The following is a 12,012-nucleotide window of genomic DNA, read 5'->3' as shown; positions in this document are numbered from 1 at the left end:
GTTCAATTTTTTTAGTAGCTAAGATAATTACTCTTTTTGGTGGTTGTTCGTGGCTTCTGTTCAAGGGCTGGAGAGGTCTCTGCATTCTCCTTGGCGAGCTTCAGCAGGATATCCGAGAATCCTTCCAAATTGCTAATGATCCGCTGATAAAAGTCATTTTGCTGCGCCAATTCCTCCTCCGTAAACCCCTCAAACAAAAGCGAAATACATCGTTCTCCGATGTTGCTGTTCTGCTCCGCCATCTTGCGGCCTTTACCCGTAATATCCAGCATTACCGTTCTACGATCGCCTTCTTTACGTCTGCGTACGGTATATCCACCCGCCTCAAGCTTATCGCTCAATGCGGTAATCGCACCTGAGGTGAAGTCTAGTTCATCCGCTAAATCTCCTAGCCTTTGTTCACCATCGCGAATGATTTTGTGCAGAATCAGCATGCCTGGTAAGGAGATACCTGCTACGGCGACTTTATCCCGCTCTTTCACGAATCTGCGAACCGCCTTGCGAAATGCCCAATCTGTCTCCTCCAGCTGTCTCCAATATTTTTCATTCATGGCTTACTAACCTCTGCTTTCTCCCAATCAGCCCATAAAAAAAGACTCCCAGCACCTACCCCTGACAAGGGAAAAGTACGGGAGCCTTTGGTGGTCCAATCAGCTCAGTTGAATTATTTCACTGTTCATTTAATTACTGTTTAAGTATTGGTGATATCATATACCCCTTTATTCCTACCTGTCAAGTAAGTATTTTATATATTCAAAAAAAGAACACCCTCAAAGGTGCCCTCCAACTTGGAAGCTTATAGACCACTTTCCAGTACAAGCGCATGGCTGTCTTCATCATAAACCTGCATAAAAGATGATACGGCCGGTAAATAACGCTCTAACTGGTAAATATATTTTACCCGACTCCTGAAGTGGCAGATTGGAGATATTTAATTTCACTTGCACTCCTTGCAATTTACTTTTATTTTGAAAGATTCTGAAAATTTAAAATTAATTCAAAAATATTATATATGAAAAATCATATGAATAGTGGAATTTCCTTTTTACGTAGAAGAAAAAGGAGACTACACGCAAAAAAGACAAAAAGCAGGCCTGAGTCACCTCTGCCTGCCTTTGCCAACCTATCTTATAATTTGATTATTCCATATAACAGTTTTGCGATTTCAGCACGGGTCACTTTGCCACGAGGGTCAAAGTTATTGTCGCCCTTGCCGTCAAGGATTCCCTTTGCTTGCAAATCAATTACCGCTTGCTTCGCCCACTCAGATACACTATTCATATCCTTAAAGCTTGCAGCAGCAGCAACGGAAGCTTGCAATCCTGCTTTATACTGCATCAGTTTCTGCAGGACAACTGCCGCCTCCTCACGAGTAATCGCATCTTTAGGTCGGAACTTGCCATCACTGCCTTGGATCAATCCAAGCTGGACAGCTTTGTCTATCGACTGTGCATAATAAGCATCTTTAGATACATCTGCAAAAGCACTCTGTACGATAGCCCCATTTGCTTCATCCAATCCGAGAGAACAAACGGCCAGTGTAACAAAATCTGCACGTGTTACATTCGCCTGTGGTCCATAATGCGTATCGTCGATCCCTTTAATCACATGCTTAGCCGTCAGCTTGGAAATATACGACTCTGCCCAGTGACCAGCAGTATCCCTAAATTGCTTATGGTATTCCAGTACCGCAAAGGAGGAAAAGTGATTTGTTGTGAAGGTAACGGTATTATCCTTAAACACTCCACCCAAATATTCCAACGTGCTGCCATTTACATAATAGACACCCGCAAAATCTGTATCAAGCTTAGCAAGCTGTTCCTTAGTCAGCGTCAAGGTAATCGTAACAGCACCTTTAAGCTGGTGGATAGCCGTTTCTTTGCCTCCTGCAGATGTACTGAGGTTCAGCGTAACGTTAGCTCTGAATGGACTCATTCCAGCGTCATTGGCCTGTACAGATATCATACTCGTATCAATGCTTAGTAGCAGCATATCACTGCCTGCCGGAATGGCTGGTAAGGAGCTTGTTGGTACGCTCAAGGTAACGTTAGATGAAACAATATTCAAATTCAACTTCTTATCGACAGCCTGTTGAACAGCGGCTGCATCAAGAGCAATTCTAATCTGATCTTGAGCCGAGGTTGCTCCGCCTGCGCTAATCTTTAGGCTTCCCCCTGTAGCAGCTTCCTCTATCAGTTTCTTCAAGGCTGACGGATCAGCTGTATACGTCCCATTACTTCCTAATGCCAGTTCAATGTTTCCCTTTCCCGCTCCAGGTGTGGCTGTAGGCGTTGGAGTCACTGTTGGCACTGGTGAAACTACCGGAGGTGCCGTTGTCACCTCTGGTGCTGGTGTCGGCGTCACCTCTGGTGCTGGTGTCGGCGTCACTTCTGGCGATGGCGATACCTCTGGTGTCGGCGTTACCTCTGGTGTCGGTGTTGGTGTTGGTGTCACCTCTGGTGTCGGCATCACATCCTCTTTTCCAGTGTAAAAGCCCCAGATATCTGAAAGCACACTACCGGAGTGATCATCCTCAACCTTTGTATACCATTGGTAGTAGCTATCCGGATTCAGCTTACTCCAAGTGACCTGAGTCTCCGCGCCACTCTCTACTTGTGGATTGGCCGCAATTTCCTGGTCGCTGTAAACCTTGACTCCGATATAGTCGGTAGCCACACGTTTAGTCACAGGCTGTAAATCCAGATCCAGAACGAACTCATCTTTGCCTGGATATTCGTCTTCATCATAGTAGTTATAATCATCCAAATAAGGCGAATAAGTCTTCACGCGAAGTTTGTTATTAGCAACATCGAACTGAAGCAGACGGATATAGCCGAGTCCCCCTTCTTCAGCGCCTTGGTAATCTGCCAGCATTTGATAGACACTGCGGTCTGGAATACCGTCACCGTTATCATCCAGCTCGTCTACCTTAAGCTCAGCATCATGATAATGGCCGGACAGTGCTGCGATTACGTTTTTGTTAGGTTTCACAACCATCTCAAAAATCTTATCTGCAATAGGTGCACGGTTATTAGAAACCAGCAAGTATTCATGGAGACAAAGAATCGCTTTACGCTCTGGATAACGGGCAACGATCTCATTCATCCATTCAATTTCTTCCTCAGCCAATCCCCAGCCCATGTATACAATAACAAAATCATTTCCGTTCGCAGACACTAAATCGTAATGGCCCCTGTTGTTGTCATAAGAGCCACCGAAGGTCGGCATATTCTTGAATCTCCACTCTCCAAAATACTCCCAGAATTTCGTGTAATCCCCGGTTTGATGGCCTACGTCATGATTACCCGCAAGAACACCATAAGGAATGTTAGCTTCCTCCAGAACCTTCATGTCCCGGTCAGCTTCCTTCCACTCATACTCCTGATAGGATTTATCCACGATATCTCCTGTATGAATAACATACTTCAGGTTCAAGCTCTCTTTGTTGTCAGCTATCCATTCTACATTTTTACGGTAAATGTAAGGGTAGCTCTGTGAATAATACTGTGTATCAGACATCCATACAAAAGAAAAGTCATACGTATCTTGTGTTACTGTTGGTGCTGTCTTAGCCACCGAAGCAATTTCGTCCTGAACCATTACTGCAATGCTATTTCCATTAGCATATTCTCCAGCTGTAACCGTGGATTTCAGCTCAAAATCCTCTGTTCCAGCGATTAAATGATCCAGTTGTACCCATTTTTGTTGAGTTGGACTCCATGCGTAGAGACTTACTTTACGTCCCGGCAACGAATTCCCTTTCCATTCAATATCTACACGATCTGACGCCTTAACCGACTCATCCAGCTTAATTTCATAACGCTGATAAGGGAATTGATCGACAGCATCATTAATTAAATATTGTCCGTCCACCGCACTTATTTTACTGTAGTCGTCACTGCTAAGCGCTTGTTCGCCCGCAGGTACGGATTGTTTCGGCGGCTCTGTATCGGATGCGTTTATAAATCCAGCAAAGCCTTGCTCCGGATGGTTAGCATCGTACTTAAATCCTCTAAAGAAGGTAACGTTTATCTTATCCTGATTAGGATCTTCAACCTTAACCTTTAAAGTCGGATTAGTACCTACAGCGGTCTCCCAGTTTGTAGGAGAAATAAGCAGTGGCGCAAATGGATTCTCATTCGGTACATGGAATGTAATGACCTTTTCTGCCTGATTGCCAATCCTATCTAAGGCTGTGATAGAAAGCGTATGCTCCCCAGCCGATAACTTCCCGGATGAAGTAGCATAGGGCAGTTCAATAACATTACCATCCAGCTTCACGCTGACCTTATCTACACCCGCATAAGTATCCTTAACTTCAGCAGCAATTTCAAAATTGCCACGGTAAGTTTGTCCTTCTTCTATTGATGCTTTGATGGATGGTGGCGTGTTGTCAACAATTACGTTTGATGATACTTTCGTTCCACCTTCGGTAAGCGTTACTTTATGTTCTCCGTCAGTTGCTTCCTTAGTATTCCAGTTGTACGCCTTTGAACGGAACAAATCCGCTTTTAGATCAAACTGGAAGCCGAGGGATTCATGCTTACCTGCGCTGTCCCCCATCTTGATTTCCTTATCACGTTCTGCATAAGCCGGATCCCAAATTTCGGTACCATCTGCCAGCAGGAGACGAACATTTTTCACTTCAAAATCATCCTTATTCTCCTCAGGACGAGGATCAAATGGAGATGATTTAGAGCCCGCCCGAATGTAAATCACATTATCCGTACCCTTTTTTAAAGCGGCAGAAGAAATAGGAAAAGTCAATGTAGTATACGTAGTAATCGGGTCCATAAAGGTATACAGAATACTGGCATCTCCTAGTTCTTCCGGTCCCATCGTGATCGCATTTTTAAAATAATAGTCCACATTTTTAGCTTCAAATACAAAGTAGGCATCATTCTCCAGTGCATTATATGCCTCGTTATTGCCCAGTAACTTACTGTCAATGCTCAAGCCTAAGACATCAGCCTTAGCGGTGGCAGAGGTTCCCTTTACGGTCACGGAGCCATTGATCAACTGCCCCTCCTTCACATTCAAACGAAGGGGTGATTGATCCTGTCCTCCTGTAACTTTTACTTTCATTACTGGAGATTGTGTTTCATTCGTTCCATCAGAAACGACAAAGTAATACTGGATTTCATTTCTGCCAATCAAATCCGCAGAGGTCAATTTAAAGTGATACAAGCTATCATTGAAGTCTTGGGATAGATTGTGGCTAACAGCCTCCGGCTGCTTGTCCGAAGACACTCTAACTTCCACAGAAGTAACAGCTTTATTGTCATCAGCAAAAGCCTTCAAATCGAGACCCAGCGACTGATCAATCTCCGTTACGCCCGTCAGATCTTCTACTGTTGGTTTCTCTGTATCCGGCTCCACATGGATCGGTGGATTTGGAAGTTGTGTTACATCCGTCTGGCCTGGTGACGGAACGGCTGACCCCGTACTGATCTTGAGCATTTTGCTCAGCCCATTCACAGGATACTTATATAGAAGGGCTTTATTCTCTTTGGTGTCATCACCTTTAGCTCCACCATCGTAGGTGAGGTCAGCATCATAATACGCGGAGGAAATTTCCTTTTCCGTGTTACTTTTGATTACGACTGCCCGGCGGCCAGAGTTCGCCATACCGTCGCTTTTGATCAAAAAGAGATTAGTGCCTTCAATTAAGTTTGTGTTGAATTCTGTATTGAAATCATTAGCAGTGTACGTACTATTGGCACTATTAATAACCCAGAACACCACGGACTGCTGTGCAGGAATAAGAAAGTTCTCTGGCGTCGAAGGCCACTTCACATCGGAAGCGTTACCTTTATCAGGATAACGATAATAGACCTTGTAGTCCTTGAAATTAACTGGTGCATCAGTATTGTTATAGACCTCAATGAATTCAAAAGCGTCGCTGCTCGTTCCTTTTACATTCGTCGAGTTTGGCAGCAGCTCTGTGATTAACAACGGCGGCACATTGTTCGGATCGAACGCCGGCACATTCACATGAACAAAATAACTCTCTGTCACATTGTTAACGCGGATGCTGTAATGCAGCTCCGGCTCTTCCAGCGCAGCTGCAGGAATCATTGCCGCATATTCATCCCCACCTTTTGAGGTCATGGTGATTACCGTATCTTTCGCCTGAGAAGGAGAGCCATACTGTAGCTTCACTACGGGTAGTGATCCATCTGCCCCGCTTTCCAGATTAGTAATCTTCGCACTGATAGGGAGATCCGCTGGATCGACACTACTCTGTGCAATATGTTCAATCACTGGCTTCTTGTTCCCAGGAACTAGCTCAGGCACTTGTTCTGCCTCTACGGTTCCAGGCGTAGCCACAACCGTTCCCGAATTCGCCATGAGGTTCATAACGGAGCTATCCGCTTGCAAATATTGATAGAAGATCCCGTTATTCTCCTTCACCTGTTCTTTTCCATAGGAAGCAGAAACAATTAGCGTATCTCCTGCTTTGCTTTTAATTTGTAAATTACGCGCAGAAGTGTTAGCCATCCCCCCGCCACCGTTGATCCGGAACAGATTCACTCCTTCCTGCAAAGCTGCAGAAGGATTAAAGTTTTTGATGAAATCCTCCGTAGGAACATTCAGATTATTGCCGTTCATAATCCAGAAAACAATATTTCCATGCGCCGGTATTACAGCATCACCATTAGGTGCCCATGTATCTTTGTCATTATAAAAGAAATAATAATCCTTAAAATTAACCGGCTTGTCCGTATTATTGTAGACCTCAACAAACTCGTAACCATCTACAGAGGTTCCATCTGTCCCTTTTACATTTTTAGTATCCGGAACAACTTCAGTAATCAGTAGCGCTCCTGGATTATTAGGTACCGCGTACACCTCTGCCATTACAGTCGGTTGACTTAAAAGCGTGTTGAGCTCAACCTGTTCATCAAAATGCGCCTCTAATTCGGAAGATGTCTGCTCTGTCTCCAGCTGCTGCTCTTCGGCATACCCTGCTGGAGCCATTATTCCCAACATCAGACTGCTGGCAATTATGCTGGAAAATAAACGTTTAGCTTTTGCTGTTATTCTCAAAACTCCGAACACTCCCCATTTGTTTGATTGTGATTCAATGCATAAATATGCAATGAAGCTCATCTGGAAAGTATACCTGCGGTGTATTATCGCTATATCATAGCCGTGTTAAATCTTTAGGTTATTTTTAATATTGCTTAAGCTTCAGTTCAGCTTCGCGGGTTACAATATAACTAGTTAGAACCCATTTTAAACGATACTTTAGACGGATGCTTAAGCAAGATAAGTTATTGCAGAACAAGAAAAGAGGACTCTAATGGATATAAAAAGAGTGATCATAGTCGGAACGGTAGTTGTAGTGATGTCTTTCGGAAATGCTTGGACTAGTCTTACCGCTAATGCAAGTTCGCCTGTTAAATGGTCCACCGCAGAGGTCGCGGATCAAGACGAATTATTGGAGGTACTTAACCAGCCAACGGACGAGGATCTATACGAGGCCATATATGACGGTAAGTCACTTCAAGATATTGCATCAGAACAAGGCCAAGATATTGAAGCTGTAATCGATCTACAGGTTGCCCAGCTAACGGATCAATTGGATTCACGGTTAGCCGCTGGAAGCATAACAACCGAGCAGTATGCGGCATATAAAGCGGAGCTGAGGGACATCGTTTCAGATAGTGTCCATACTTCCTTCGGTTAAGGGAATACATACAGCGACGCTGTAACATACACACAAAAAAACCGGCTAAATGGATCTTCCATTTAGCCGGTTTTTGTATATTTAACACTTATTTTATAACAGAATCCCTAAGTTCCTATCTTGTTCTCTCTGTTAATCTCCAGAATATCAAGGAAGAATACAAAGATCGGAATCCCCAGAATCAGACCCCATACCCCGAGATAATGCTCAGAGAATAACAACACGATAAACGTATAGAACATAGGCAAATTCATTTTGGATGACATCAGTTTAGGATTTAGGAAGTAGCCTTCTACAAAATGCAGTACGGCAATCATTGCCAGTACGTATATCGTCATGACTAGGCCACCAATATTGTAACCAATAATACAAAGTGGGATTAGCGAGATAACAAAACCTACTACCGGAATTAAACTGAGCAAGAAGATCATAATGGATAATGCGAAAAGGTAAGGAAAACCTAAAATCCAGAGTCCGATCACCGTAAAGCATGTATTAAACAACGCGATCAGAATTTGTGCTTCGATCACTTTTCCGAAAGAGGAGATAAATTTTCTGCCAAAATACTCAAGCTCTACATAGAACCAAGAGATTTTGCTCTCTTTAAGGCGGGAAGTGAAACTAACGATCCTGTTCTTCTCAAGTATAAATACAAAGCTCAAAATAGTTGATAAAACAAAGCTGGTGCCCCAATTGCTTATTTTCAAGACATATTCAATACCGTCTTTCATGTACGACTGATAGTTCAAATCCTTAAGCTGGGCGAATATATACTGCACTATATCATTTTGCGGGATGTTCTCAGGGGTCAAATTGGTCAAAAAATTCGTTAACTGTTTAATCTGTATAAAAACCTTAGGCAGATAATTAACGAGGGTTATGACAACTACAGCGATTAAGGCAAGGTATAGAATAACAATAATTACTTTGCTGTTAACTGCTACATATTTGTTAATGCGCTTCGTGAGCAGCACTTGAAAGCTATTCATTACATACGCAATCAAAAACGTCAACAGTACCAAATTAAGCATATCTCTAATACTGAATAGCAGTAGAGCAACCAATCCTAAAATCAAAAAACGCCGGACCGTTAAATTTGCGTAATAACGCTTAAACAATTCCATCAGTTCTCTCCATTCGCTTACCAATTAGTACTCTGTTTATAGTCTACAGTAAGGAATTCACTTATAGCAACTAGTGATTCGCCTAAAATGACGAATTTACTCACTTTTTGTAATCTCATCATCTATAAAAGTGACACTTTTCATGCTCCTGCATCCATATGAGTCAATTCAACGATTCGGCGTTTCGGATCATATTTCATATCTATATGCAGATCTTTGCATAATTGATGAAACGGAACCATCAAGGTTCCCTTCCTCATTTCAGGAGAATTCCTTACCATATTCACCTTTTGGTTGTTCAAGGTCAATTCCATAGGCAAATCGATATGCTTCATCTGATCAAGCGTCAACGCAGCGGTAAGTGTCTCACTTCCCCCGTTAATTCGTGCGGCATTCCGATCCGCTCTGGTGTTAATCCCATCCTCAATTTTGAAGGTCAGTGAAATCCCCAGCGAATCACAAACAGCCAGCAATCTGTCATTGTAGGACCCATAAGGAAAAGCAATCGCCGAATCCGTATTGCCCAATTCTTCCTTCAGCCTTTGCTCCGCCTTAGCCAGATCACGTGTAACTCTGCTGTAGTATTCGACATTCATCTCATTCCTGTTCTCATCATCAACATATAACAAGGCACTTGCAGCTGGCCGCTGCCCGCCCTCGGCATCGACAATCCCATAATGGTGCAAATCATAGGTATGACTATAAAATCCCATCCCAGCATGCTTCATTTCCCGCATTTGCTCCCAAGTGAGCTTCGGTACGCTATTCGGATCTGGGTGATCTATTGTAGATACGATAACAAAATTGACGGCTGTATATCCGTATTTTTGCAAAACGGGGAACGCCAATTTATAGAAACTCTCATATCCATCATCAAAGGTCAGCAGCACTGCATTGTCCGGAACTGCGCCGTTATTCAGCATAAATTCACGGTATTCCGCCATGGTGATCACATGAAAACCTTCCTGCTTCAGCAGATTCATTTGATCATCAAACCGATCAACCGATAACACCCAAGGAAACTGTGGCATGGGCTTCTCAGAAAGATGATGATACATCAGCACAGCCACCTGATCTCTGTAGTAAATACCTTTTGGAAGAGGTCCGGATTTCTGCCAGCCGATTTGTGTATTTAGTGCCTGTTCAGCTACCGCCTTCGGGATCATAAGATCATCAGGCGAGGCTGGATTGGCAGCTATCGTCTTTATCATTTGACCATTTACGTTAATAGTTATTGTTGAAGGTTCACGTTGTGTATTCAAAATAGCAGCAAGGCTCAGCAGTAGAACTATGACAACAAGCAGCATATATTTTTTTGTTTTCAATCTCAGAATCTCCTTAACAACATTTCTTGTCCCTATGTAACTATATATTTTATGGAAGTTCCACCTGCTATTGGTTACATTTTCTTCTTATTTTTGTTTCTTTATCATAAAAAAGAGGGCGAACCTCAAGCCTGAACCGGCTTAAGGAACACCCCGCAAAAATGGAGATCTATATACAATTATGTACATCTATATGTGATTGTAGACGGTCTAGGACCTTCTCTTATCTGCGAAGTAATTCTCTTCCCCAAGCTCGTCCACGAACTGCTGCAGCCAATGATAATATTGAACGGCATGCTCCAGCTTCTCCAGATCCTTCAGGCAGAATTGCCGCTCCTCCTCAGACGTATCCACGGCTTGAACCAATCCCTCCAGCTCAGGAATGACAACGTCTAAAGCGTGCTTCATGACATCAATCTCCCGCTGTAGCTTCATCCCAAAAAAGTTCTTAAAGGTCTGAAAGAAATCTGTTTCCACTGCATACAGATCCTTTCGGTCCCGCTTCTCCTCCAGCTTAGTGACCATCTTGGAGGCCATCAAAGAACGGACTCCATAGCTCATATTACTCTTGCTCATATTCATCACATTCTTCATCTCTTCAAGCGTCATCGGACGGTCTTCAAAGAACATAATTCCATACAGCTGCCCGAATGAATAATTCGCACCATATAGGTCCATCGTCTGAGCAATCGCATCGATCATCGGACGCAGCAGCTGCTCGCGTGGAGATAAGTCTTTATTCTCTTCACCAAAGGCTACCTGTTTCATAGCTGCACCTTCATTCCACTTAGAATCTACCCTTCTATTTTACACAAAATAGCAACTACCTGCGCTAATCTCTTAATTTTTTACATAATCTCGCATCGATCTTTACGTCCACTTGACCACGCAGCCGCTCGATGAGTGTACAATTTTTTTTGAACGGAAGAGCTTTCCTCAGAATTATACCGCAAAAAACAGAAGATGGAATGGGGTATCGACAGAATAATGAAACGTTCGAGATTTATAGGGGAGTTGAAACCGGTGCTCTTCACCTTGCCGGCAATGATTCCATTCGTTGTATTTTGGCTAGCGCCATTACTTTATGTATTTTATCTCAGCTTTACCGAATGGGACTTCATGAGCCCTGAGAAAACCTTTGTCGGACTAACCAACTATCTGGATCTTTTCAGCAATCCTGCCTTCTATAAAGCACTTAGAGTGACTCTGTTATTCTGTGCCGGAAGTGTGCTGCCCGTTATTCTGATCGGACTTGGACTAGCACTCCTGATGAACGGGAAGCTGAAAGGCTCCACCCTATATCAGGTATTGCTGTTCTCCCCTTGGGTCACGCCGACCGTGGCTGTATCCATTGTCTGGTCCTGGATCTATGAACCCGAAATCGGCCTTGCCAATACTGTACTTGACCTCTTAGGTCTAGAAAAAATCGGCTGGCTTCAAGACCCTAAATGGGCGCTGCTTGGCGTTCTGCTCGTGACAATATGGAAATCGGTAGGCTGGGCGATGATTTTTTATTTGGTGGCACTACGCAATGTCCCTACAGATCTGCTGGAAGCAGCTCAACTGGATGGAGCAAATGCTGTTCAAAAATTCAGCCGTATTACTTTACCGCTAATCTCGCCAACGACACTGTTTCTGTTCATCGTACAGATCATCGGGGCGTTACAGGCTTACGACCAGATTAACGTACTTACACAAGGTGGACCGTCGGGATCAACACGTACCTTGCTCTATATGTATTATCAGTCTGCCTTTGAAGCCTTTCAGATTGGAGAAGCCTCTAGTGTCGCAATGGTTCTGGTATTTATATGTATGCTGCTATCCGTAGTCTCGCTAGAGGTTAGTAAACGGACAACCCATTATCAATAAC

7 protein-coding genes are annotated in these 12,012 nt (G+C 43.5%); 2 read left to right on the top strand and 5 right to left on the bottom strand.

Annotated elements, in window-relative coordinates; all coding sequences use genetic code 11:
• Positions 1-11 precede the first annotated feature (11 nt).
• Positions 12-551: a MarR family transcriptional regulator gene (locus MKY54_RS01470; protein ID WP_280753349.1), complete on the bottom strand. Its 540-nt coding sequence runs from the start codon at positions 549-551 to the stop codon at positions 12-14.
• 577 nt (positions 552-1,128) lie between these two features.
• Positions 1,129-7,050 carry an S-layer homology domain-containing protein gene (locus MKY54_RS01465; RefSeq protein WP_339189177.1) on the bottom strand — a complete coding sequence of 1,974 codons (5,922 nt, stop codon included), beginning with the start codon at positions 7,048-7,050 and terminating at the stop codon, positions 1,129-1,131.
• A gap of 256 nt (positions 7,051-7,306) precedes the next feature.
• Between MKY54_RS01465 and MKY54_RS01460 the strand changes: the two genes are divergently transcribed.
• Positions 7,307-7,693 carry a hypothetical protein gene (locus MKY54_RS01460; RefSeq protein ID WP_038568262.1) on the top strand — a complete coding sequence of 129 codons (387 nt, stop codon included), beginning with the start codon at positions 7,307-7,309 and terminating at the stop codon, positions 7,691-7,693.
• Positions 7,694-7,800: 107 nt separating this feature from the next.
• Here MKY54_RS01460 and MKY54_RS01455 read toward each other — a convergent pair whose 3' ends face one another.
• The 3 genes from MKY54_RS01455 to MKY54_RS01445 all read right to left on the bottom strand — a co-directional run bounded on the left by MKY54_RS01455 (position 7,801) and on the right by MKY54_RS01445 (position 10,910).
• Positions 7,801-8,817, bottom strand: a complete 1,017-nt coding sequence (locus tag MKY54_RS01455; protein WP_076101160.1) for an AI-2E family transporter — start codon at positions 8,815-8,817, stop codon at positions 7,801-7,803.
• 140 nt (positions 8,818-8,957) lie between these two features.
• A complete protein-coding gene (locus tag MKY54_RS01450) occupies positions 8,958-10,142 on the bottom strand; it encodes a polysaccharide deacetylase family protein (protein ID WP_248549159.1) in 1,185 nt (394 codons plus the stop codon).
• A 210-nt stretch (positions 10,143-10,352) separates the two neighbouring features.
• A complete protein-coding gene (locus tag MKY54_RS01445) occupies positions 10,353-10,910 on the bottom strand; it encodes a transcriptional regulator (protein ID WP_076101159.1) in 558 nt (185 codons plus the stop codon).
• A 219-nt stretch (positions 10,911-11,129) separates the two neighbouring features.
• Here MKY54_RS01445 and MKY54_RS01440 point away from each other — a divergent pair, with 219 nt between their 5' ends.
• On the top strand, positions 11,130-12,011 hold the full coding sequence (locus MKY54_RS01440) for a sugar ABC transporter permease (RefSeq protein ID WP_076127023.1): 882 nt from the start codon (positions 11,130-11,132) through the stop codon (positions 12,009-12,011).
• Position 12,012 lies beyond the last annotated feature (1 nt).

It is taken from the genome of Paenibacillus sp. FSL P2-0121 (assembly GCF_037975345.1).
Lineage (GTDB): Bacteria > Bacillota > Bacilli > Paenibacillales > Paenibacillaceae > Paenibacillus_AQ > Paenibacillus_AQ odorifer.
The sequence above is the reverse complement of the archived record's forward strand: the minus strand, read 5'-3'. Positions and strand labels throughout refer to the sequence as shown.

Excerpts from the sequence above, each read along its gene's own strand:
- MKY54_RS01470 (WP_280753349.1), bottom strand. The coding sequence starts at position 551 with ATGAATGAAAAATATTGGAGACAGCTGGAGGAGACAGATTGGGCATTT.
- MKY54_RS01460 (WP_038568262.1), top strand. The coding sequence starts at position 7,307 with ATGGATATAAAAAGAGTGATCATAGTCGGAACGGTAGTTGTAGTGATG.
- MKY54_RS01455 (WP_076101160.1), bottom strand. The coding sequence starts at position 8,817 with ATGGAATTGTTTAAGCGTTATTACGCAAATTTAACGGTCCGGCGTTTT.
- MKY54_RS01445 (WP_076101159.1), bottom strand. The coding sequence starts at position 10,910 with ATGAAACAGGTAGCCTTTGGTGAAGAGAATAAAGACTTATCTCCACGC.
- MKY54_RS01440 (WP_076127023.1), top strand. The coding sequence starts at position 11,130 with ATGAAACGTTCGAGATTTATAGGGGAGTTGAAACCGGTGCTCTTCACC.